The sequence below is a fragment of the Citrobacter sp. Cf088 genome, from assembly GCF_030334295.1.
GTDB classification, from domain to species: domain Bacteria; phylum Pseudomonadota; class Gammaproteobacteria; order Enterobacterales; family Enterobacteriaceae; genus Citrobacter; species Citrobacter freundii.
On record NZ_JAOWEE010000040.1, the window covers coordinates 174,657 to 197,241 of the forward strand.

19 protein-coding genes are annotated in these 22,585 nt (G+C 50.9%); 8 read left to right on the top strand and 11 right to left on the bottom strand.

The features are described from left to right. The first annotated feature begins 48 nt into the window (after nucleotides 1-48). The gene (locus OGV71_RS06135; protein WP_204583198.1) at nucleotides 49-588 is read left to right on the top strand and encodes a GNAT family N-acetyltransferase; all 540 of its coding nucleotides are present in this window, start codon (nucleotides 49-51) and stop codon (nucleotides 586-588) included. An 86-nt stretch (nucleotides 589-674) separates the two neighbouring features. Next, entirely contained in the window at nucleotides 675-1,025 is a 351-nt protein-coding gene (locus OGV71_RS06140; RefSeq protein ID WP_071687963.1) for a glycoside hydrolase family protein, read from the top strand. A gap of 18 nt (nucleotides 1,026-1,043) precedes the next feature. On the opposite strand, the gene OGV71_RS06145 is transcribed toward OGV71_RS06140, so the two are convergent. The 4 genes from OGV71_RS06145 to OGV71_RS06160 all read right to left on the bottom strand — a co-directional run bounded on the left by OGV71_RS06145 (nucleotide 1,044) and on the right by OGV71_RS06160 (nucleotide 4,777). Then, nucleotides 1,044-1,646 carry a response regulator transcription factor gene (locus OGV71_RS06145; RefSeq protein WP_071687962.1) on the bottom strand — a complete coding sequence of 201 codons (603 nt, stop codon included), beginning with the start codon at nucleotides 1,644-1,646 and terminating at the stop codon, nucleotides 1,044-1,046. Between the two features lie 361 nt (nucleotides 1,647-2,007). After that, nucleotides 2,008-2,856, bottom strand: coding sequence for an EAL domain-containing protein (locus OGV71_RS06150; RefSeq protein ID WP_204583197.1), 849 nt, complete (start codon nucleotides 2,854-2,856; stop codon nucleotides 2,008-2,010). A gap of 199 nt (nucleotides 2,857-3,055) precedes the next feature. Further along, the gene (locus tag OGV71_RS06155) at nucleotides 3,056-3,496 is read right to left on the bottom strand and encodes a winged helix-turn-helix domain-containing protein (RefSeq protein ID WP_032937221.1); all 441 of its coding nucleotides are present in this window, start codon (nucleotides 3,494-3,496) and stop codon (nucleotides 3,056-3,058) included. 522 nt (nucleotides 3,497-4,018) lie between these two features. Next, the gene (locus tag OGV71_RS06160) at nucleotides 4,019-4,777 is read right to left on the bottom strand and encodes an SDR family NAD(P)-dependent oxidoreductase (protein WP_204583196.1); all 759 of its coding nucleotides are present in this window, start codon (nucleotides 4,775-4,777) and stop codon (nucleotides 4,019-4,021) included. 119 nt (nucleotides 4,778-4,896) lie between these two features. Between OGV71_RS06160 and OGV71_RS06165 the strand changes: the two genes are divergently transcribed. The 3 genes from OGV71_RS06165 to OGV71_RS06175 all read left to right on the top strand — a co-directional run bounded on the left by OGV71_RS06165 (nucleotide 4,897) and on the right by OGV71_RS06175 (nucleotide 8,539). Next, nucleotides 4,897-5,796, top strand: a complete 900-nt coding sequence (locus OGV71_RS06165; protein WP_048218807.1) for a LysR family transcriptional regulator — start codon at nucleotides 4,897-4,899, stop codon at nucleotides 5,794-5,796. Nucleotides 5,797-5,867: 71 nt separating this feature from the next. Next, nucleotides 5,868-6,866, top strand: coding sequence for an inner membrane protein YhjD (gene yhjD / locus OGV71_RS06170; protein ID WP_192474476.1), 999 nt, complete (start codon nucleotides 5,868-5,870; stop codon nucleotides 6,864-6,866). 350 nt (nucleotides 6,867-7,216) lie between these two features. Further along, the gene (locus OGV71_RS06175; protein WP_049014502.1) at nucleotides 7,217-8,539 is read left to right on the top strand and encodes an MFS transporter; all 1,323 of its coding nucleotides are present in this window, start codon (nucleotides 7,217-7,219) and stop codon (nucleotides 8,537-8,539) included. A gap of 93 nt (nucleotides 8,540-8,632) precedes the next feature. Here the strand turns inward: OGV71_RS06175 and OGV71_RS06180 are convergent, their stop codons facing one another. Together OGV71_RS06180 and pdeH are read right to left on the bottom strand one after the other, a co-directional pair. After that, on the bottom strand, nucleotides 8,633-10,693 hold the full coding sequence (locus OGV71_RS06180; protein WP_204583194.1) for an AsmA family protein: 2,061 nt from the start codon (nucleotides 10,691-10,693) through the stop codon (nucleotides 8,633-8,635). Between the two features lie 78 nt (nucleotides 10,694-10,771). After that, entirely contained in the window at nucleotides 10,772-11,539 is a 768-nt protein-coding gene (pdeH, locus tag OGV71_RS06185) for a cyclic-guanylate-specific phosphodiesterase (protein WP_003023308.1), read from the bottom strand. A gap of 230 nt (nucleotides 11,540-11,769) precedes the next feature. Here pdeH and kdgK point away from each other — a divergent pair, with 230 nt between their 5' ends. Beyond that, nucleotides 11,770-12,699 carry a 2-dehydro-3-deoxygluconokinase gene (kdgK, locus tag OGV71_RS06190; RefSeq protein ID WP_071696349.1) on the top strand — a complete coding sequence of 310 codons (930 nt, stop codon included), beginning with the start codon at nucleotides 11,770-11,772 and terminating at the stop codon, nucleotides 12,697-12,699. A 100-nt stretch (nucleotides 12,700-12,799) separates the two neighbouring features. Here the strand turns inward: kdgK and OGV71_RS06195 are convergent, their stop codons facing one another. The 4 genes from OGV71_RS06195 to OGV71_RS06210 form a co-directional block, all read right to left on the bottom strand. Then, the gene (locus OGV71_RS06195; protein WP_200055023.1) at nucleotides 12,800-14,293 is read right to left on the bottom strand and encodes a M16 family metallopeptidase; all 1,494 of its coding nucleotides are present in this window, start codon (nucleotides 14,291-14,293) and stop codon (nucleotides 12,800-12,802) included. Between the two features lie 221 nt (nucleotides 14,294-14,514). Continuing rightward, nucleotides 14,515-15,801: a C4-dicarboxylate transporter DctC gene (gene dctA, locus OGV71_RS06200; RefSeq protein WP_003837746.1), complete on the bottom strand. Its 1,287-nt coding sequence runs from the start codon at nucleotides 15,799-15,801 to the stop codon at nucleotides 14,515-14,517. A 157-nt stretch (nucleotides 15,802-15,958) separates the two neighbouring features. Beyond that, entirely contained in the window at nucleotides 15,959-17,965 is a 2,007-nt protein-coding gene (gene hmsP / locus OGV71_RS06205; RefSeq protein ID WP_071687011.1) for a biofilm formation regulator HmsP, read from the bottom strand. Between the two features lie 226 nt (nucleotides 17,966-18,191). Beyond that, nucleotides 18,192-18,299, bottom strand: coding sequence for a type I toxin-antitoxin system toxin Ldr family protein (locus OGV71_RS06210; RefSeq protein ID WP_003023297.1), 108 nt, complete (start codon nucleotides 18,297-18,299; stop codon nucleotides 18,192-18,194). A gap of 425 nt (nucleotides 18,300-18,724) precedes the next feature. On the opposite strand from OGV71_RS06210, the gene megL reads away from it, so the two are divergent. Beyond that, entirely contained in the window at nucleotides 18,725-19,921 is a 1,197-nt protein-coding gene (gene megL, locus OGV71_RS06215; RefSeq protein ID WP_003023295.1) for a methionine gamma-lyase, read from the top strand. A gap of 117 nt (nucleotides 19,922-20,038) precedes the next feature. Then, nucleotides 20,039-21,337, top strand: coding sequence for an aromatic amino acid transport family protein (locus tag OGV71_RS06220; RefSeq protein WP_286532865.1), 1,299 nt, complete (start codon nucleotides 20,039-20,041; stop codon nucleotides 21,335-21,337). Between the two features lie 35 nt (nucleotides 21,338-21,372). On the opposite strand, the gene OGV71_RS06225 is transcribed toward OGV71_RS06220, so the two are convergent. Further along, nucleotides 21,373-22,575, bottom strand: a complete 1,203-nt coding sequence (locus OGV71_RS06225) for a sigma-54 interaction domain-containing protein (RefSeq protein ID WP_003024321.1) — start codon at nucleotides 22,573-22,575, stop codon at nucleotides 21,373-21,375. Nucleotides 22,576-22,585 lie beyond the last annotated feature (10 nt).

Below are 22,585 nucleotides of genomic sequence, written 5' to 3' on the forward strand. Positions count from 1 at the left end.
TACAGTGACTTCCGCACAATCATTGAAAATTATTCTGGAGATAAGCCTGTGCCTGTATTGCAAACATCACGTCTACTCTGCCGCCCACTGACAGAAAATGACTGGACGTTCTTCTTAACGCTACAGCAGAATCCAGATGTGATGCGCTTTGTCACTGACGCGCGTACTGAAGAGGAGATACGGACAGCCTTCAACTCCCGCCTGCCTGAATGGTCTCCCGGCAGCCCGCACTGGCTATGTCTGGTCCTGTGCGATAAGGCATCGGGAGCACCGCTTGGGGTGACTGGGTATATTCATGAAAACAATGAATGTGCCGAGGTCGGTTTTCTGCTCGCCCCTGAAGCGCAGGGGAAAGGTTATGGTACTGAATCCCTGCATGCAGTTTGCGATTTTGCATTTACCACCGGAGGGCTACGCCGGCTTACGGCCCGCGTCACCGCAGGAAACGACGCTTCGCGGCGTCTACTGGAAAAGGTCGGGTTCATTCACGAAGGCACTCTACGGGAAAGCTACTGGCTGCATCAAACCTGGAATGATGACTGGATTTTCGGCCTGTTAAAACACGACTATCAGCCACCCGCAGCATAAGACGTTTTGCTGAAAAAACTGGCTGTATGGCAACTGGCGTAACGAGGGTGGTTTCTTAAAATAGGTCTCTTTGTACAGAGATGAATATGCCACTCCATTCAACGTATTTCACGCCCGCCTGTGTTGCATTTATTAAACAATGGCAAGGCCTGTCACTGGAAAAGTATCAGGACAAAAATGGTGTCTGGGTGATTGGCTACGGGCACGAAATCACATCCGATGAAAGCTTTCCTGCGCCTGTTTCGGTAACGCAGGCAGAAACACTACTGCTCGCGGATCTGGAAATCTGCGAGGAATTCATACACCAAAAAATGCCGCAAATAAAAGAAAGGTTTCAACAGGAAGTGTTAATTGCGTGGATGCTCAGCGTGGGGATAAGCCGGTTTTGTGCTGCAGAATTCTGCTCGGGGGTTATTTCACAGCCAGAAACGTTCTGACTGTGAAATATTCGCCCGTTAAATAGCGTCGTTTAACATCATTGCCGCCTGCGTACGGTTTTTTACCTCGAGGCGCTGATACAGCGATTCAAGATGGGCTTTGACCGTTCCGGTGCTGATATTTAACAATCGACCAATTTGTTTATTTGATTCTCCGGCGGCAAGCATAGTCAGAATCTCTCGCTGACGCGCACTAAGCGATCTGATATTTTGCCCGCTGTACTCGGGGGTTGCCATGCAATCTCTGGGGATAAATACCATTCCCATCGCAATGCTATTGAGAGCCAGCGTGAAGGTTTCCGCGTCAGAGTCGCGTGGAACAATGGCCAGCACATTCAATTGCGTAACCTCCTGCAGCCATTTTTTACGGCAGTCCGTTGCTGTTACCAGCACTTTTACTGTCGAAAAGCGTTGCGCTATCTGCTGTAGCAAGTTACGGCAGAACTCAGCGTCCTGGTCGCCATCCAGCATTATCAGTGCATCAGGGGTGTCTTCCAGTTTCTGCCAAAGGTCATCTGCCTGACTGACACCCTGAACATCCACTCCTGGAATACGCTCTTGTAAACTTACATTCATTCCATGAATAAATATCGACTGCCTGTCAAACATTATTACCTGCATTACTTATCTCCGTCTGAATAAGATACTAGCCTTAACACGCGGAAGGGTATTACCCGAGGGGTAAAATAAGAAGTCACCATTTGGCAGGGGCCATTTTACCGATAGACGGAGAAGAAAAAAGTAGAAATCGAAAATAGTTACAGCTCAAACCAAATAATCACACAAAGGGACAAAAGTGGCGCTAAACATTAAGGAAATCCTTAATATCCAATACTCAAAATCAGCTTATTAATATTAATTTTTTGGAGTCTATATTTTCTAATAAAAATAAGGAACTCACAGTAACAGACAAATATGTTACAAAATAAAATGTCGCATCAATTGATCATCACCTGTGGTTTCCCCAGGCAGTATTGCTGTATCAATCGACACTAAAGGTTGCGGGCGATTGCATCACTCCGATCAGATCTTCAAGTGGAACGGGTCTACATAAATAATACCCTTGTAAAAAATCACAGCGTTTCATGCGCAGATAATCGGCCTGAGCCTGAGTCTCAACGCCCTCGGCAATCATTCGCAGACCCATCTTCTGCGCCAGCTCAATAAGCGTATCGACAATGCGGGTATCGCCCCCCTCACCAATCTGGCTGACAAACAGTTTATCTATCTTAATAAACTCCGGTTCCAGCGCGTGGAGGTAACACAGATTCGAGTATCCCGTCCCGAAATCATCTAACGCTACGGCGATATTGGATTTTCTCAACGCGGCAAACCACTCGCTTAGCTGAGGGGTAAAGTGCAGAGGGCGTCTTTCGGTAATTTCGATAACCAGTTGAACCTGAACCGGGGCAAGCTTTTGCATGAGCGCCACGGCGTCCGACTTAAAACGCGGATCGAGGCAGTTTTCGGGGCTCAGATTTAGGTTAAGATAAAGTCCATTAGGGAAAAGGGGGAGCCGCGACTGCAGGTCGGCAATGACTTGCTGAATAAGTTGATGCGTCAGCGAGGCGATAAGACCATGCTCTTCCGCAAGGGGAATAAATATATCAGGGGGAATAGCGCCATACTGGGGATGCGTCCATCTGGCAAGCACCTCAATACCTGCAATTTCACCCGTCTGGCTGTTAAAAATGGGTTGATACACCGGTCTGAACTGGCGCTGAATAATGGCTGCATTCAGCGTTTTTACCGGTGCACAGGTGAGGAAACGGGCCAGTAATTCGCTGGCGTCAGAGAATAATATCGGGAGTTGCCTGGTTGTGGTAATCATCACGAGCCTCAAGCGTGCGGTGGCCTATTGAGGACAACCGCACAGCAATCATCAGAACCTGACCCAATCGCCCTGGCCGTTATTGGTATCTATTGAACAATAACGCTATTTAGCGAACATTCATTGAAAATAGAAAGCAAAGATAACGATAAAAAAAGCCCCTCGCGCTGCATGCTCGGGGCAAATACCTGGGTTGACATCACTCACTCAGGTTATCTATTTTCTCCCTTTTTTTGACAGCATGAGTTGGGAGTTCGCTCACTTTGTAATAAACGGGAATGACATCAGGATAATTGATGACATAACCCTGACCTCTTATATTAAGGATAAAATCCCTGGGTAACCCCAGCAGGCCAAGTTTATTATTAAGATTGTGCAGGACTTGCCATAATCTTTGTGCAGAGGGGCTCAGATTATGCGCTTCCCAGATTTTCTCAAATAACTCTTCTTTCGGTACCGGCTGGCTCCTGGCATTTATTAATAAATACAGGAAAAGCCTGAGCATTGTTTCATTAAAGTAAATTGACGCAAAAACGATGTTTTTCTCGGTATGGCTACCCGTAAGCCGATACAGTCGGCGATTAGAAATGTCAAAATGAATTTCAGCACCAATCATAAATCCATATAGACGATAGCCCATATCTTATACCCACGTTAAATGAAGACGAACATGCACCTCTACATATAAGCGTTGAGATAATCCATACCGTTTGTATGGTGGATTATATGACTGCTATAAATGCTTTCCAATCTTCATCCCAATCTACTATGAGGAAGCGGTCGTTTAGTATTCGTTTATGGTAGATTTGAGGTTATAAATGAAATTCACGATTTATTATTCTTCCTATGCGAAATTTTTAGCACATAGGCCATGTTTTCACATACGCGATCGAACGCTCAATTTTTAATGTCGAATTTTTAACATTTCAAAGAATTAAATTCTGAATCTGTGGAGGATGGGGAAGTGATCATGGTTTCTTCTGAGACAAATCCGCTGTCGAAGAAAAATGAGTTATTCAGAAAGTTTATCCCGGATTTCTTTCGGCACCGCGATCGCTGAATTAGATTGCAGATAATACCGGTAAACGCCACCAGCTATATTTTTACCTGGAGTGGCGCACCGGTTTTCTATTGCTCAAAAGCTGCATAAGATACGAGCGATTTACAGAAACATTCCGCCCGATACTTCGATACGCTGCGCTGTCATCCAGGCCAGCTCATCGCTGAGCAACGCGGCAATCGCGTCGCCAATATCATCCGGCAAGCCCGCGCGTCCCAGCGCCGTTTGCGATGCCACATATGCATTCAGCTCTTTATTATCCCGCAGTCGACCGCCGCCAAAATCGGTTTCAATCGCCCCAGGCGCGATGATATTTACTGAAATACCCCGCTCTCCCAGTTCTTTCGCCTGATAACGCGTCAGTACTTCCATCGCCCCTTTCATTGAGGCATAGGCGGCATACCCTGGCAGTGCAAAGCGCGCCAGTCCCGATGAAACATTCAGGATCCTGCCGCCATTCTGGATCAACGGCAACAGACGTTGGGTCAGGAAGAAGGGGCCCTTAAAGTGAATGTTCACTAATTGATCAAACATCGCTTCGGAGGTATCGGCAAAAGCGCCATACAGACCAATTCCGGCATTGTTCACTAAATAATCAAACGCCTCACGATTCCACATGCTTTTCAGTTGCGCTTGTAACTCATGGGTAAAGGACTCAAAGCCAGCCACATCGCTGACATTCAGTTGTATTGCCGCAGCTTTTCTGCCTTTTTGCTCAATTTCAGCAACCACATCCAGCGCCGCCTGCTGCTGGCTGTTGTAGGTAAAGATAATGTCCGTTCCTCTGTCAGCCAGCTTAAGTGCGGCGTTTTTACCGAGCCCACGACTACCACCAGTCACTAATGCGATACGTTGCGTCATAAGAAACCTCATTTCCGACGTTGTGATGATTGAGATAAAGCTTATTAGGTGATAGAAAAACAATAAATGTCGTCTGTTGCGCATTACTGTTTCATTTGGAACAACAATAGGGCATGAGAATGGATAAAATTCACGCAATGCAGTTGTTCATCCGCGTCGCAGAACTGGAGAGCTTTTCGCGTGCGGCAGACACCCTTGGTCTTCCTAAAGGTAGCGTATCGCGCCAAATCCAGGCCCTGGAAAATCATCTGGGCACGCAGTTGTTGCACCGCACTACCCGCCGCGTTCAGCTCACACAAGACGGTATGATCTATTACGAACGCGCAAAAGATTTGTTGAGCAATCTGGATGAACTGGATGGGCTATTTCATCACGATCCATCCAGCATCAGCGGCAAGCTGCGCGTCGATATGCCGGTTGGCGTGGCGAGAAACCTAGTGATGCCCCGCTTACCCACTTTCTTGCATCAGTATCCAGGCCTTGAGCTCGAACTCAGCAGCAGCGACCGCCTGGTGGATCTGGTCCGCGAAGGTTTCGACTGTGTGGTACGCGTAGGTACGCTGAAAGATTCAGGGCTGATTGCGCGCCCAGTGGGGAAACTCACGCAGATTAACTGCGCCAGCCCACAGTACCTCGCCCGCTTTGGTTATCCGGAAAGCCTGGAGGATTTAGCTTCACATGCAGTGGTGCACTACTCGGTCAATTTGGGAACGCGTGCGCAAGGTTTCGAAGTGGCGACAGAAAACGGCACGCAATGGGTTAAAACCGGCGGTATGCTAACGGTAAACAGTACCGAAACCTATCACGCGGCATGCCTTGCCGGTCTGGGCATTATTCAGGTGCCGCGCGTTGGCGTGCGTGATGCCCTGCGCGCCGGCACGCTGGTCGAAGTGTTGCCGCAATATCGCGCCGAGCCAATGCCGGTCTCTTTGTTATATCCGCATCGACGCAACCTCTCTCGCCGGGTACATCTGTTTATGGAATGGCTGACTGGCGTGATGAAAGACTATGTGGATTAGTCCATTTTTCAGGATGCGCTCCTGAGCAGGCTATAATGTCATGAGTGAACAAAATAAGGACAACCGATCGGATGACGCAGGAACAAGACGCAAAACACCCTACGCCAGAACATAAACCAGCCTCCGCCGCGCCGGAGAAAAACGCTAAAGCGAACCAGGCGCTGAAAACGGCTCTGACCTTCGCCGATAAAATTCAACGTCAGCCCATCATCGCCCATCTTATTCGTGCCGCAGAGCGGTTTAACGATCGTATGGGAAATCAGTTTGGCGCCGCCATTACCTACTTCTCGTTTCTCTCGATGATCCCGATCCTGATGGTGTCGTTTGCCGCCGCGGGTTTTATTCTCGCTTCGCACCCTACACTGTTGCAGGATATCTTCAGCAAGATTTTGTTGAACGTCAGCGATCCGACGCTCGCCTCTACGCTGAAAAACACCATTAATACCGCCGTACAGCAACGTACCACTGTAGGTCTGGTAGGGCTTGGCATCGCGCTCTATTCCGGCATTAACTGGATGGGAAACCTGCGCGAAGCGATTCGTGCTCAGTCGCGGGATGTCTGGGAGCGTACCCCACAGGATCAGGAAAAAATTTGGGTCAAATATCTGCGTGATTTTATCTCATTGATTGGCTTACTGATTGCGCTGATTGTTACCCTGTCCATTACCTCCATTGCCGGCTCCGCCCAGCAGATGATTATCTCTGCGTTGTATCTCGACGGTATCGAATGGCTGAAGCCCGCCTGGCGGCTGATCGGCCTGACCATCTCTATTTTCGCCAACTACTTGCTGTTCTTCTGGATTTTCTGGCGGCTACCGCGTCACCGACCGCGTAAGAAAGCGCTCATACGTGGCACATTTATCGCGGCTCTGGGGTTTGAAGTCATCAAAATGATCATGACATATACCCTGCCGTCACTGGTGCAATCGCCGTCAGGCGCGGCGTTTGGTTCCGTGCTTGGATTGATGGCGTTCTTCTACTTCTTCGCTCGTCTGACTCTGTTTTGCGCTGCCTGGATTGCCACCGCAGAATACAAAGACGACCCGCGTATGCCGGGGAAAACGCAGTAGCCACCGCCGGATTAGTTGTGAATTACCGGATGGCGTCGCACGCGTCTTATCCGGCCTACGGGTGAGTTTTGTAGGCCGGATAAGCGCAGCGCCATCCGGCAATTATAATGCCGCCCGATCTCACCGATTTAGTGAATAAATCCAACCCGTAACTTTTATTTAACCAAAAACTAGTTTTATCATCTAAGTTTTAAATTATGTGAAGCATTTCATGGAAGTGAAATCTCAAGCCTAAAAATTATCCCCTTTTTGCTCCATTTTTGACCGATCTCAAAGTTTGTTACAGATTGAAATGTCTCTTTTGCTGTGCGTAATATGGCCTTTCGTTCGGCCAAAAATAAGAAAATATTATGCAAGCAACAGCCACAACACTCGACAACGAACAGGAACACACCCCGGTCAACTCGCGCAATAAAGTCGTCGTCGCCTCGCTCATTGGCACCGCCATTGAGTTCTTCGACTTCTATATTTACGCCACCGCCGCAGTGATCGTGTTCCCGCATATCTTCTTCCCGCAGGGGGATCCGACTGCCGCGACGCTACAGTCCCTGGCGACTTTTGCTATCGCCTTTGTGGCACGACCGATCGGTTCTGCGGTATTCGGGCATTTCGGCGATCGCGTCGGCCGTAAAGTCACGCTGGTTGCCTCACTGCTCACCATGGGGATCTCGACGGTTGTGATTGGCCTGCTGCCGGGCTATGAAACTATCGGCATTTTCGCCCCACTGCTGCTGGCGCTGGCGCGTTTTGGCCAGGGGTTAGGTCTGGGCGGTGAATGGGGCGGTGCTGCGCTGCTGGCGACGGAAAACGCGCCACCGCGCAAACGCGCGCTGTACGGATCATTTCCGCAGTTGGGCGCACCTATCGGCTTCTTCTTCGCCAATGGTACCTTTCTGCTGCTCTCCTGGCTGCTGACCGACGAGCAGTTCATGAACTGGGGTTGGCGCGTACCGTTCATCTTCTCTGCGGTACTGGTGATTATCGGGCTGTACGTTCGCGTTTCGCTGCATGAATCCCCGGTCTTCGCCAAAGTAGCCGCGGCGAAAAAGCAGGTGAAAATCCCGCTGGGTACCCTGCTGACCAAACATGTTCGCGTGACGATCCTCGGCACGTTCATCATGCTGGCAACCTATACGCTGTTCTATATCATGACCGTCTATTCGATGACGTTCAGCACCGCAGCCGCGCCTGTAGGACTTGGCCTGCCGCGTAATGAAGTGTTGTGGATGCTGATGATGGCGGTGATTGGCTTTGGCGTCATGGTGCCGGTGGCGGGCCTGCTGGCCGACGCATTTGGTCGTCGCAAGAGCATGCTCATCATCACCACGCTTATCATTCTGTTTGCGCTGTTTGCCTTTAAACCACTGCTCGGCTCTGGCAATCCGGTGCTGGTTTTCGCCTTCCTGTTGCTGGGCTTAAGCCTGATGGGGCTGACATTTGGTCCGATGGGCGCGCTGCTGCCGGAGCTGTTCCCGACCGAAGTGCGCTACACAGGGGCGTCGTTCTCGTACAACGTTTCGTCGATTCTTGGTGCTTCCGTTGCCCCATACATCGCTGCATGGTTGCAGGCGAACTATGGTCTGGCGGCAGTCGGTACGTATCTGGCATCAATGGCGGCGTTAACGCTGATTGCGCTGCTGTTAACCCATGAGACACGGCATCAATCGCTGTAATTTGATTGCCTGATGGCGCTATGCTTATCAGGCCTACAAACTGCAATCCCCCGTAGGCCGGATAAGGTGTTTACACCTCATCCGGCGCTCTCATCACTTCTTCATCTGCGACAGGATTGTCCGGCACTGATTAGCATCCCCTTCAGAAGGTGAAATCAGCGCCAGCAGGGCCGCCGCTGGCGTCACCAGCGTTGCCAGCGCAGCAGCAACCGCACCGCGCGCAATCAGCGGTCCGGCCTTCACGCCTGCCTGCGGATTCTTAAAGGTGCCGCGAACATACAACGGCGAACGCAGAGTAATAATACGAATCCCTTTGCTCTCCGGATCGATGGTTAAATCCAGTTGCTCCGACGCAAAGCTTGCCGTACCGGTGACATTAATGACTGCGTTTTCCGTATCAAAAGCAAAAATCTGCGGACGCGCCACGCCGTTAACAATATCCAGATTCGCCGCCGCGCAGTTCACCCGCACTTCGTCATCGCCAAATATCTGCCCGACAAGATAGTTCCCCAGATTCAAGCCCACAATTTCCATCAGATTCCGGCTGATCAAACCGTCATTCATCAGCAGTTTCAGGTTGCCATTGCTGTTACCCAACAGCGCCGCCACCGAGTTTCCGCTCCCACTAAACCTGGCGTCACCGTTCATTTCACCAAGCGTTTTTTGCATCAGTTCCACATCCGGCATCAGTGCTTTAAGCTTCAGGCGGCGAGCCTGGATATCCGCCTGCCCCCGCATCGGCTTTTTATCCCCTTCCAGATGGATGCTGGAAACAATGCTGCCTCCCGCAAGACCAAATTTCAGCGGTTGCAGGCGCAGGTCGGCATTTTTCAGGATGATATGAGTGGAGAGATCGCTGATCGGTAGGCTACTGCCATGCTCAATACGCCGTCCTTTGAAACGCACGTCAGCGTCCATTACGTTCCATTTGTCAGTTTCAAAACGGTCATACGGCAACACCTTGTCCGCAGGCTGAACGCTCTTCTCACCTTTGCGCTGTTCAGATTGTTTTGCCCGTTCCGCGCCTTTGCCTGAATCCACCCCGATCAGCGGCCCCAAATCGGCCAGCCTCAGCTGGCGTGATTCCACATCGCCCTTCAGCATGGGTCGCGGCTTGCCGGTGGTGTAGGCTAGCGTTCCGTGAATATCGCTGTCGCCAATGCGACCATTGAAATCGCGATAATCAAAAACAGAGGATTTTTCCGGGTCAATTTTCGCTACCAGACGTCCGTCGGTTTCAAACGGCGGCGTATCCGGGAGCAGCACGCCGGTCAAATCGTATAAATCCCCTAGCGAATCTCCCGAGAATTTAAGTCGTAGATCCGCCCCACCCATGTTCATCGGATCGTTTATCGTGCCGATAAACGCTACGCGCGTATTGCCCGAACGGAAATCAGCCTGAATCGGGAAAGGCGTATCTTCACCACGCAGCGCCAGCATTCCGCCAATTTTTCCGCTACCGTTTAGCGGTTCGCCGTTATATCGCCCTTGCGCTTTCAGACCAAACACGTAGTCCTCGACGTGGGCGTTGCTCTCTTTACCTTTTGCGCCGGTCACTTCGCTAAAGGGCAACGGTTTACCCAGCGGATCGACCAGGATCTCAATCTCCGAATTCGTCACCTTATCGTTAATGGCGATGCGTCCCTGGTCAAACAGAATGTTATCCAGCCGGAACGACCACGCGGATGGCGGCGCATTAGGATCGCGGTTTTCGTCCCCAGCTAAGTTAAAGGTCCAGTTATTGTTTTTCTCCGACAGGCGGATCAGCCGCGCATCGGGTTTGACCAGCTTGACCCACGGGAGCCAGACGGTTTTTGTCAGCAGTGCCAGTGGGGCGAGCGTAGCTTCAACACGCGGGAGATGCACCATGGTAACGTCAGGAATGTCTGGCGGGTTGCCGAGGATGATATCTTCAGCATGAACATGCGGCCACGGAACCCAGCTACGCCAGCCGCTTTCCTGCTTCTGGCGTTCCCAAACCACGCCCAGGTCACCCCGTATAGCAAAGGGCCGGTTGAGTTCTGTAGAGACTTTCTGGTTGATGGTCGGTTTGAGCCGGTTCCAGTCAAATGTCGCAATCACAATGATGAGTACGACGATCAACAACAAGAAAACCCCTATTACTGAAGTGGTTATTTTACCTGTTTTCGTCATGTCTAACCTCTCTACTTCCTTCCTTGCCTGTCCTAAAGATAGTCCAGCAGGATGAAAAGGAGGTGTTCTACGTCCTCATCAAAGCGACAGAATCACCTCTTCAAGCGTGTCCAGAGGTACTGGACGAGAGAGAAAATAGCCTTGCGCGGCAAAAGCTGGTGAGTTTTGCACATCACGCCACTCTTCCAGCGTTTCAACGCCTTCGACAATCACGCCGCGGCAATAGCGGTTCATCAGCTGTAATAGTAGTGTGAAGAGATTACGTCCCTCCGGCGTCTTACGCAGCATGACGAACAGGTCTCGCGCCACTTTGATATAGTCATAATTCACTTCACTAAGCGCCGAGAAGTTCGCCATTCCGGTACCAAAATCATCCAGCCAGAGCGGGCCAAACTCGCACATTGAGGCGAAGGACGACCCCTTCGGTAAGCGGATATGTTCCACTAACTCAAAACGCAGCCACGGCAGGCCTTCAATGATTTTCAGGATTTCGGGATCCTGGCGCATCGCAATGAGCGTTGGTCCGTCGACGTTCACGGAAGCCAGCAGGTTGTTGGCTCTGAAAAAGTCCCCTTTCAGCTCAAGTTGAAGAAGTTGCTCTATCACCACATCAACACGATGTCGGACGGTTACTTCGGCAAAATAGCGGTCTGGCGCAATACGTTGGGATGGATTATCAGGATGGCTCACGACAGTCAGCAGTTCAACGGCCATCAGTCGTCCGTTGGTCTGGTAAATTGGCTGGTAGGTGTAAGCACGCTCGCACTGCAGCCAATAGCGTCTCTCCTGCAAGTTTTCAATACTCGCATCGAGCGTAATGAGCTGCTGGGTAACCTGCTTTATCATCTGAGATGTCCTGTAAATAAGAGTGTGACTGACCGGACTCGTCAAAGGTTATCGGCGCTCAGACGCAGAACTTTACGTTCAGCTGTGCGCAAAAATAAAAACTAAGCGGCAAAAACAACGCAGAACACGTGCTGGCTCAAAAAAATAATGGAACGATGTTTTAATATAGTTGACCGCTTAACACCCACAGCGCACACTAACGCTAATTTTTTTCAGAGCAGGTTACGACTATGTCCAGAAAGATTGCCGTGATTGGCGAATGCATGATTGAGCTGTCACAGAAAGGCGCTGACGTTCAGCGCGGATTCGGTGGCGACACGTTGAATACATCCGTTTATATCGCCCGTCAGGTCGATGCTACGGCACTTTCCGTACACTATGTGACTGCACTGGGTACCGACAGTTTTAGCCAACAAATGCTGGAGTCCTGGCAGGGTGAAAACGTGGATACCTCATTAACCCAGCGCATGGAAAACCGCCTGCCGGGTCTCTACTACATTGAGACCGACAGCACTGGCGAGCGCACCTTTTATTACTGGCGTAATGAAGCCGCCGCAAAATTCTGGCTGGAGAGCGAGCAGTCTGCCGCGATTTGCGAAGAGCTGGCGACATTTGATTACTTGTATCTGAGCGGAATCAGCCTGGCGATTTTAAGCCCGGCAAGTCGTGACAAGCTGCTGTCGTTGCTGCGTGAATGCCGTGCCAACGGTGGAAAGGTCATTTTTGATAATAACTACCGCCCGCGTCTGTGGAGCAGCAAAGAAGAAACCCAGCAGGTGTATCAGCAGATGCTGGAATGCACCAATATCGCATTCCTGACGCTGGACGATGAAGACGCGCTGTGGGGTGAAAAACCCGTTGCTGAGGTGATTGCCCGTACTCACGCAGCTGGTGTACAGGAAGTGGTTGTGAAGCGTGGCGCAGACTCTTGCCTGGTTTCCATCGCGGGCGAAGCGCTCATCGATGTTCCGGCCGTTAAATTGCCGAAAGAGAAGGTGATCGATACCACTGCGGCCGGAGACTCCTTCAGCGCCGGATATCTGGCGGTACGTCTGACCGGTGGCAATGCCGCTGATGCCGCAAAACGCGGCCACCTGACGGCAAGCACCGTGATTCAGCACCGCGGGGCGATTATCCCACGCGACGCTATGCCGCAATAACGTCGATTATCCGGTCTGCATACCGTAGGCCGGGCAAGCGAAGCGCCCCCGGCATCTCCAATGCCGGATGGCGGCGTAACCGTCTTATCCGGCTTACAGGTTATTGTACCGGCGGGATATCTGTCACTTCAGGGTGTGATTCATCCGTTTCAACAGATGTTGCCGCTGCGGTAACGGGCGCCATAATGCTATCCCACGTCGCCTGCAGATCCTTCATATTGAATTCAGGTTCACCCTTCGGCTGCAGCAGAATTAACGCCATATCTTGCGACAGCTGCTGTCGCAGGTCCTGATTCAGCATCTCAACACTCAGGCTGTTGAGGAAGCTCTGGCGTAAACGCTGATACTGTTCAGGCGCAATATCCACCACCTGATTTTGCAGCGAGCGCAAACGCTGGCTGATCAAAATATCGGTATCGGTACGACCATAGGTGGCAAACAGCTTCTGCAGTTCCAGATTCTTTTGCGCGACCAGCGCATTGAACTCTTCTTCCGGAAGTCCTTTATCACGCACTTTCGCCAGCTCACGCGCAACCGTACCCAGATTGGCGTTCAGTTTATCGTTTGGCGACTCAACGTTAATCGCACACTGCGCGCGCAGGAACAGCACCCGGCAGTCAAATCCGAGGCCAATATCTTTGGCATTGTTTTTGGTTAGCTCTTGCTGAATGTGCCAGAATAGCGCCTCACGAGCTAAATCAGCGCGCCAGTAACGTAACAACGCGGCAGATTCACGGATCGGTTGCCACGGCATATCCCACATAATAGACAGGCGATCCTGGCGTACCGCATCAGTCATAATGCTTACGGCTTCTGCTCGCAGCGGAGAGAGCGTGGGTACCGGTGCAGGCGTTTCGCGTTTTCCTTTTAACTCGCCAAAGGTTTTATTGATTTGCTCAGCTACGCTGCGTGCATCAACGTTACCGACGATGATCAGCGTCATCGCGTCCGGGGTATACCATTTCTGGTAGAAAGACTGAATTTTCGCCGCATCTATAGGCGTCTTCAGCGGATCGGCTGGATCGTGGCCCAGCAACGTTGATCCCTTCAGGCGATAGCGCCACCATCCCTCTTTGGTATCTGACGGCCAGGTTGCAACCATATCTTCGCTGCTCAGCGCATGATTGACCGTTTCAGAGGTGATGCTCAGATTGCCGGAGATATTCGCCAGGTAAGAAAGTGACTCTTTCAGTAGATCGTTACGGCTGTTTGGCAGACTGAGGTTGTACAACGTGGAATCATAGGAAACGATAACCGGCGGCATGGGACGTTTGGGATCGAACCCCTGCTGCCACAATGAACGGGCTTGCGTGGCATCGAGGCCACCGCTTTGCGTCAGCGCGATACGTGGGATCGCATGGCTGAAACCACTCTGTTGCGTACTTTCGGTGAGTGAACCGGTATTAACCAGCAGGCGGACCTCAATACGGTCGCTGGGGCGCTGGGGAGTGGCTAACACTTGCCACTGTAGACCATTTGCCAGCGTGCCCTGTTGCCACGCCGGGTCAGGCTGGAGCGCATCTGCCTGCACATAGCCGGCAGTGGCCATCATCAGCAAGCCGCCCGCTAAAAGTCGAATTTTTGTGCCCTGCATGTGAACCCCTGATCAACTATCCTGGAAATAAAAAGACAGCCCTCGAAAGGACTCTCTGAATATGACGTTAAAAACACTTCGTGTTAGACCGCGAGAACATAAAAATGTCACGGAAGAAGTGAAAAAATCCCGAGCCGCCGAATCGACGGTTTCAGGCACAGGGGGTAATTATGCGCAAACGCCCGCAGTCCTGGAAGGGACTACGGGCATAAGTGACGAGATTAAGAGGATAAATCGTGCGTTTTGCCATCCGGCGCACGATTATTCAGCACATCGTCCAGCTTTTTATGGTCCAGTTCTTTGACCCATTTAGCGACGACGACAGTTGCCACACCATTACCGACCAGGTTAGTCAGCGCACGTGCTTCAGACATAAAGCGGTCAATACCAAGAATCAGTGCCAGACCCGCAACCGGCAAGTGACCCACCGCAGAGATCGTCGCGGCCAGAACAATGAAGCCACTCCCGGTCACACCCGCTGCACCTTTTGAGGAGAGCAGGAGCACCACCAACAGGGTTATCTGATGGAAGATATCCATATGGCTGTTGGTTGCCTGAGCGATAAACACCGCCGCCATCGTCAGATAGATTGATGTCCCATCAAGGTTAAACGAGTAGCCCGTGGGTATAACCAACCCGACAACCGACTTCCGGCAGCCCAGTTTTTCCATCTTATCGAGCATACGCGGCAGCGCGGATTCAGAAGAAGACGTACCCAGTACGATCAGCAGTTCTTCACGGATATAGCGGATGAATTTGAAAATGCTGAAGCCGGTTGCGCGAGCAATGGAGCCCAGAACCACAACCACAAACAGAATACAGGTGATGTAGAAGCAGATTATCAGCTGACCCAGTTGCACCAGCGTTCCGACGCCATATTTACCGATGGTAAAGGCCATGGCCCCGAAAGCACCGATCGGCGCCAGGCGCATGATCATATTGATGATGCCGAAAATAACCTGCGAGAAGCTTTCAATCACGTTGAAAATCATCTGGCCTTTGCTGCCCAAACGGTGCAGCGCAAAACCAAACATTACCGCAAACAGTAATACCTGCAGGATGTTACCGCTGGCGAACGCGCCAATCACGCTACCCGGGATAATATCCATCAGGAAGCCTACGATCCCCTGGTCTTTTGCCTGTTCAGCGTAAATGGCAACCGCTTTAGCGTCCAGCGTCGCCGGATCGACGTTCATTCCGGCACCGGGTTGCACCACGTTGACGATGATAAGGCCGATGATCAGCGCAATCGTACTGACAATTTCAAAATAGAGCAGTGCAACCGCACCGGTGCGGCCTACTGCTTTCATACTTTCCATGCCTGCAATGCCGGTCACGACAGTACAGAAGATGACAGGTGCGATGACCATCTTGATGAGCTTAACGAAAGCATCACCAAGCGGCTTCATTTGGGCGCCTAATTCAGGGTAGTAATGGCCAAGGAGAATACCAATGGCAATTGCTGTCAGGACCTGAAAGTAAAGGCTTTTGAATATAGAGGTCTTCATAGGGTGTCCTTAAAGTAAAAACCACAGGTCTTGTAAGGTTTTGTTTAACCTGCGGCCTTAAAGTAACACCCACTCAACATGACAGAAATGCACCTGGATCATAATTGATACAAAAATGTTAAAAATTTTGAGCTGGCTCGCACAAGCGAGACCTTTTTTAACTTTTGTAATCAGCGCTTTCCGGTGCCAGATAACGTTCTTCAAAGATATTTGCCGGAACGGGTCGGGCAAACAGGAATCCTTGCGCCACTTCCACCCCGGCTTTTGATAACCATTCGCGTTGCGCTTCGGTTTCAACGCCTTCGGCGATCATCTGCAAGTTGAGGCTATGTGCCAGCTGAATGATGGCGGAGATCATGCTGCAATCTTCGGGCACGCCATCGACAAACATCTTATCGATTTTGAGTACATCCACCGGCAGCGACTTCATATGCTGTAGCTGTCGCAGGCCCGCATACCCCATGCCAAAGTCGTCCAGGGCGATGCGCACGCCCGCGTTGCGCAGCGGTCGCAAAATGGCCACTGCGGCGTGGGGATCGTCAATATGCCGGCTTTCAGTCACTTCCAGAATTAATGTGCCTGGCTTAATGCGATAGCGCGTCAACAGCTCCAGCAGATCAGACACCATACTTGGGTGCATCAACTGGAGAGCGGATAAATTCACCGAGAGCGGCAGCATGAGACCGCGTTCTTGCCAGGCTGACAGCTGGCGGCATGTTTCTTCCAGCACCCAATAACCGACGGTCACCATCAGACCACAAGACTCAATTCTGTCGATTAACCCTTCCGGCAGCTCCCAGCTACCGTCCGGCTGCTGCATCCGCAATAATGCTTCTGCGCTCAATACCTTGCCGCTGGACATCTCTACCTGGGGCTGCATCCAGAGCGCAAATTGCTGGTTATCCATGGCGGTTAAAATATCGTTCTCTTGGGTTAAACGCTGCTGCGCCTCTTCCATCTGCAACGGATCAAAGAACTGAATTTGGTTTTTACCTTTATGACGCGACGTTAACACGGCTGACAGGGCGCGGCGGTAGAGCTGCTCTGCGGTTAAATCACCATAAAACATCGCCACCCCAATGTTGCAGGTAGGACGTAGTTGAATACCCTGAATCGGTAACCGCTCATTAACGATAGTGAGTACTTGCTGACCTAGCGTAATAGCGTGCCAGGGTTCTTTTACACCATGGGCGATAATGGCAAAGTCATAGCCACTCACCTGGGTAAGCACCATCCTGGGAGCCAATACCGACTTCAGTTTTTCGACCAGCGTAAGTAACAGGATTTCTCGCTGGGTTTCGGTTAACACCCCCGCGGTGTCACGTAGGGTTTCGCAAGTGACAATCATCAGCGCCGTCGTCTGTTGGCGGGTAACAACCTGCTCCAGCAGCCCCATTAAAAACGACTTATTGGGCAGTTCGGAAACCGGGAAACGCATTGCAAAGTCGCTTTGCTCTTCGCTATGTCGCTGAATCAACTGCTGATTAAGATTGTAGCTACGTACCAACATACCAATCTCATCATCCTGATGTAGACGCGGCAATGCCAGTTGATAACCAATCAGGTCCTGCTGCTGAATGTCGTTCAGCTCACGGGCAATTTTACGTAAGGGGTGCACAATCAAGCGGTTAATGCACCAGGAGATGGCGACGGTCAGTATTAGCGACAAAAGTAAGTAAATGGTCACTAACGTCGAGAGCGTACTCATCACGAATTTGTACATGCGGTACGAATCCGCCTGCAGCACCAGATACGCCAGCGGTTGTGGGTTAGCGGAACGTTCAAGAGAATAGATCGGCAGCGAAATTTGTACCGGAAGCTCAAACAGGCGGGTCACCGTAACCGGAACCGGACGTTCGGGTATAAAGCTCATCCGCAGCGCCTGAAACTGATTAGGCAGCACCACATCGGCGCGACTTACCACGCCTGCTGGCCGAATACTTCTTAAAATAGCTTCCGCTTCGGGAATATCCCCTTTCAGGATAGTGTTCGACAGAGGTTCACGAACAGAGCGAGCGATACTTTCCAGTTGCGTAGCCGTGTTATAGCGGTTTTGCTGGACCAGATGGAACAACAAAACGGTGCAAAAAATAAAAACGAACACCATAACAACGGCCGCAACCATTGCCATCTGCTTAATTGTTAACGAGCGACTGACACGCAAACTGACTCTCCACGGATAGACGAAACTGCCGTCAGAGTATACCCGATCGTAGCGGTATTAAGAGAGGCGGTATCTGAAAACTTCCCAGCGTGCATTATCGCGACAGGATAGGCACCTGGCGACGAGATTTATCTGCATTTAAGCCGAAAAAGGCCGCAAGGTTAGTCCCTGCGGCCTGGTTCGGGCGCATGTTGCCAATACGGCAGGCAGACGCCCGCAAAGTGCATTACTTCCTGTTACGCAGCCAGTTCACAATCAAGCTGGCAATAATGCCAGCGATAATTGGAGCCGCTAAATCGTGCCAGAAAGCCACGCCTAACTGTGCGAGCGTCATATAGCCGCCTGTGTTGCAATGGCAACTGTTCGCGGCTATTCTTAACTTGTCTGGAGTCAAGTTAGCCCCCGTTTAGTTGCCTGGTTTATACCGAACAACGTGCGGGGGTTTTCTCTTTCCAGCAACCGATGCCGCCGGGGATCAAGCCCCCGCAACATTGCGCCTCACCGGGAACTCCCGGCTTGCCGCTGATTCTACGGTAGCCCACTCGCCATATCACTGCGCAATATTGCGCTCTGCGTAGCGCTTCGCATTTCACCGGTTTTCTCGCCAGTACGCTGGAAAGATTCTTGCCAGCTGGCAACATTCCTGCCGACAATTAATGCCAGCAGATACATAACCTATTGATATCTATCAGTTCACTTTCTGGCACAGCGATTGCTATTTGACTGTGAGCTGTTCTGTTCCGAATCAAAGGAGATATCATGTCTGACTGTCGTACTTACGGATTCAACACCCAGATCGTTCACGCGGGGCAACAACCCGACCCTTCAACTGGCGCGCTCAGTACGCCTATTTTCCAGACTTCAACGTTTGTTTTTGACAGCGCCGAACAAGGTGCCGCCCGCTTTGCGCTCGAAGAGTCCGGGTACATTTACACCCGCTTGGGTAACCCTACCACTGATGCGCTGGAGAAAAAGCTGGCGGTACTGGAACGAGGTGAAGCCGGGCTGGCAACCGCGTCCGGTATTTCTGCTATCACCACAACGCTGTTGACGCTTTGTCAGCAGGGTGACCATATCGTTTCCGCCAGCGCGATTTACGGTTGTACCCACGCGTTTTTGTCGCACAGCATGCCGAAGTTTGGGATTAACGTCAGCTTTGTCGACGCGGCAAAGCCTGAAGAAATCCGCGCCGCCATGCGCCCGGAAACCAAAGTTGTATATATCGAAACGCCCGCTAACCCGACGTTGTCGCTGGTCGACATTGAAACGGTAGCCGGTATCGCCCATCAGCAAGGCGCATTGCTGGTGGTGGATAACACCTTTATGTCGCCGTACTGTCAGCAGCCTTTGCAACTGGGCGCGGATATTGTGGTGCACAGCGTCACCAAATATATCAACGGTCACGGGGATGTGATTGGCGGCATCATTGTTGGTAAGCAGGAGTTTATCGACCAGGCGCGGTTTGTTGGCCTGAAAGATATCACCGGCGGCTGCATGAGTCCTTTCAATGCGTGGTTGACGCTGCGCGGCGTTAAAACGCTGGGCATTCGTATGGAGCGTCACTGTGAAAATGCGCTGAAAATCGCCCGCTTCCTCGAAGGGCATCCGTCCATTACCCGGGTGTATTATCCAGGCCTGTCATCGCATCCGCAGTATGAGCTGGGCCAGCGACAAATGAGCCTGCCAGGTGGAATTATCAGCTTCGAAATCGCCGGCGGCCTCGAGGCTGGCAGACGGATGATCAATTCTGTAGAATTATGCCTCCTCGCGGTCAGTCTCGGTGATACCGAAACCCTCATTCAGCACCCAGCGTCTATGACACATTCGCCCGTTGCGCCAGAGGAACGGCTTAAAGCAGGTATTACCGACGGGCTTATCCGTCTTTCTGTGGGTCTTGAAGATCCAGAAGATATTATTAACGACCTTGAACACGCCATCAGAAAGGCAACATTCTGACCAATATGGCCTGAACCGACGCCGTTCGGTTCAGGTTGTTGAGAATCAAGGCACAACAGTCTGGCAATACGCGCAATCCTCTTTCGGGGAGAACGTGTATTTTGGGCAGGGGGTTCTATGCAGGACAACACATTACAATTAAGCAACAATACAGCAACCGCCGTACCATTCTCAAAAAAAATACCATTTACGAAATACGATTTTGGCTGGGTATTACTGTGCATAGGCATGGCCATTGGTGCCGGAACGGTACTGATGCCGGTACAAATTGGCTTAACCGGCATTTGGGTATTTATCGTCGCCTTTATTATTGCTTATCCGGCAACTTATATTGTGCAGGATATTTATTTAAAAACATTATCAGAAAGTGAAACCTGTAATGACTACACGGATATTATCAGTCATTATCTGGGAAAAAACTGGGGCGTATTTCTTGGCGTCATCTATTTTCTGATGATTATTCACGGCATATTTATTTATTCCTTATCCGTGGTTTTTGACAGCGCCTCATATATCAAAACCTTCGGCTTGACCGAGTCCGATCTTTCACAGTCGATAATCTACAAAGTGGCCATTTTTGCCGTGCTGGTCGCCATTGCTTCCGGGGGAGAAAAACTGCTATTCAAAATCTCCGGCCCGATGGTAGTGGTCAAAGTGGGTATCATCATCGTATTTGGTTTTGCGATGGTTCCGCACTGGAACTTCGCTAATATCAGCGCCTTCCCTGAAGCCTCGGTGTTCTTTCGCGATGTGCTGCTGACTATCCCGTTCTGCTTCTTCTCCGCGGTGTTTATTCAGGTGTTGAACCATATGAACATCGCCTACCGCAAACGGGTGGCGGACCGGGTACTGGCCACGCGTATGGCTATACGCACGCATCGGATCAGTTACATTACGCTGATAGCGGTCATCCTGTTTTTCTCTTTTTCTTTTACCTTTTCCATTAGCCATGAAGAAGCCGTTTCGGCCTTCGAACAAAATATTTCCGCACTGGCGCTGGCGGCACAGGTCATTCCGGGACAGATTATTCATATCACCTCAACGGTATTAAATATCTTCGCCGTATTAACCGCGTTCTTTGGTATTTATTTGGGATTCCACGAGGCGATCAAAGGAATTATTCTTAACGTACTGAGCCGCGTTATTGACGTGGAAAAAATTAATCCTCTGGTGCTTACGCTGGGTATTTGTACCTTTATTGTTATCACCCTGGTGATTTGGGTATCATTTCGCGTGTCAGTACTGGTGTTCTTCCAGTTAGGCAGCCCGCTGTACGGGATTGTGTCGTGTATTATTCCGTTTTTCCTGATCTATAAAGTCACACAGCTGGAAAAACTACGCGGGCTGAAAACCTGGCTAATCCTGTTGTACGGGATCCTGCTGTGCCTGTCGCCATTACTGAAGCTGATTGAATAACCCGCGTAAACTGCGCCGTCAGCTCCTGGCGGCGCTTAGCTCACACTCTCCAGTTGATAGCTGCGAATTTTATTCAGTACCGTGGTATGTGATACCCCCAGCGCTTTGGCGATATGCCGCGACGACACATTCTCTTCCATCATCTGTTCAATAAGCTGGCGTTCCGCATACAAAACCTGCTCTTTAAAAGGACGTTCTGTCGGGCCTTGCTCAGCGGCGGGCAAATTCACCATCCCTAATTCTTCGGGCGTAATGACATCGGATTCCGCCATTAGCATCAGACGAATAATGGTATTTTCCAGTTCGCGCACATTTCCCGGCCAGCTGTGATGGTGCAAGGCATCAAAACAAGCTTTATCCAGAATGATCCGCCGCTGGAATTCCTTTGCGTATTTCTGCACAAAGTGGCGAATCAACAGACTGATATCCTGAGGACGCTCCCGCAAGGGCGGAATAGTCAGGGAAAGTACATTGATGCGGTAATAGAGATCGGCGCGCAGCAGACGTTGTTCCACCATATCTTCCAGATTGGCGTTGGTTGCCACAATAATGCGTACATTAACCGGAATAATTTGCGCCCCGCCAACGCGACGGATCCCGCCATCCTGCAGGACGCGCAATAATTTAGCCTGTAAGCCCAGCGACATTTCACCAAATTCATCGAGAAAAAGGGTGCCTTTATCGGCCATTTCAAACAGCCCTTTTTTGCCTTTACAATCCGCGCCGCTAAAAGCCCCTTTCTCATAACCAAAGAATTCACTCTCCATAAGCGACTCAGGTAGTGCAGAGCAGTTGACCGGAATAAACGGATAAAAACGTCGCTGCCCGGAATTATGGATAGCCCGGGCCAGCAGCTCTTTGCCGGTACCCGTATCGCCACGGATCAGAACGGTATATTTGCTGTCAGCAATTTTTATCGCCTTTTCGATAAGCGCGTGCATGCTCTGGCTGCTGCAAATAATGTCAGAGAAATAACGCGGGCGTTCCGGCTCCGGCGTTGACAGCTCGCTTATCTCTTCACAGAGGTAGGCGACATTAATAATATCGGCGCGCTGGCTTAAACAGGATTGCACACAGGAAATATCCTGTAGCTGGCGGCACCAGGATTTAATCAGGATCCGTCCAGGTGTGACTTTCATGGAGATGATATTGATATCGCAGCAGGAAAATTCCTTCAGGACATCCTCAACCATCGACAGACGATCAATTGTTTTAATATCCCAGCGTATCGTGACCACATTTGCTCCT

What these genes read in the sequence shown, in the direction of transcription:
- OGV71_RS06140 (WP_071687963.1), top strand. Translation starts at nt 675, where the DNA reads ATGCCACTCCATTCAACGTATTTCACGCCCGCCTGTGTTGCATTTATT.
- OGV71_RS06145 (WP_071687962.1), bottom strand. Translation starts at nt 1,646, where the DNA reads ATGCAGGTAATAATGTTTGACAGGCAGTCGATATTTATTCATGGAATG.
- OGV71_RS06150 (WP_204583197.1), bottom strand. Translation starts at nt 2,856, where the DNA reads ATGATTACCACAACCAGGCAACTCCCGATATTATTCTCTGACGCCAGC.
- OGV71_RS06155 (WP_032937221.1), bottom strand. Translation starts at nt 3,496, where the DNA reads ATGGGCTATCGTCTATATGGATTTATGATTGGTGCTGAAATTCATTTT.
- OGV71_RS06160 (WP_204583196.1), bottom strand. Translation starts at nt 4,777, where the DNA reads ATGACGCAACGTATCGCATTAGTGACTGGTGGTAGTCGTGGGCTCGGT.
- OGV71_RS06165 (WP_048218807.1), top strand. Translation starts at nt 4,897, where the DNA reads ATGGATAAAATTCACGCAATGCAGTTGTTCATCCGCGTCGCAGAACTG.
- yhjD (WP_192474476.1), top strand. Translation starts at nt 5,868, where the DNA reads ATGACGCAGGAACAAGACGCAAAACACCCTACGCCAGAACATAAACCA.
- OGV71_RS06175 (WP_049014502.1), top strand. Translation starts at nt 7,217, where the DNA reads ATGCAAGCAACAGCCACAACACTCGACAACGAACAGGAACACACCCCG.
- OGV71_RS06180 (WP_204583194.1), bottom strand. Translation starts at nt 10,693, where the DNA reads ATGACGAAAACAGGTAAAATAACCACTTCAGTAATAGGGGTTTTCTTG.
- pdeH (WP_003023308.1), bottom strand. Translation starts at nt 11,539, where the DNA reads ATGATAAAGCAGGTTACCCAGCAGCTCATTACGCTCGATGCGAGTATT.
- kdgK (WP_071696349.1), top strand. Translation starts at nt 11,770, where the DNA reads ATGTCCAGAAAGATTGCCGTGATTGGCGAATGCATGATTGAGCTGTCA.
- OGV71_RS06195 (WP_200055023.1), bottom strand. Translation starts at nt 14,293, where the DNA reads ATGCAGGGCACAAAAATTCGACTTTTAGCGGGCGGCTTGCTGATGATG.
- dctA (WP_003837746.1), bottom strand. Translation starts at nt 15,801, where the DNA reads ATGAAGACCTCTATATTCAAAAGCCTTTACTTTCAGGTCCTGACAGCA.
- OGV71_RS06210 (WP_003023297.1), bottom strand. Translation starts at nt 18,299, where the DNA reads ATGACGCTCGCACAGTTAGGCGTGGCTTTCTGGCACGATTTAGCGGCT.
- megL (WP_003023295.1), top strand. Translation starts at nt 18,725, where the DNA reads ATGTCTGACTGTCGTACTTACGGATTCAACACCCAGATCGTTCACGCG.
- OGV71_RS06220 (WP_286532865.1), top strand. Translation starts at nt 20,039, where the DNA reads ATGCAGGACAACACATTACAATTAAGCAACAATACAGCAACCGCCGTA.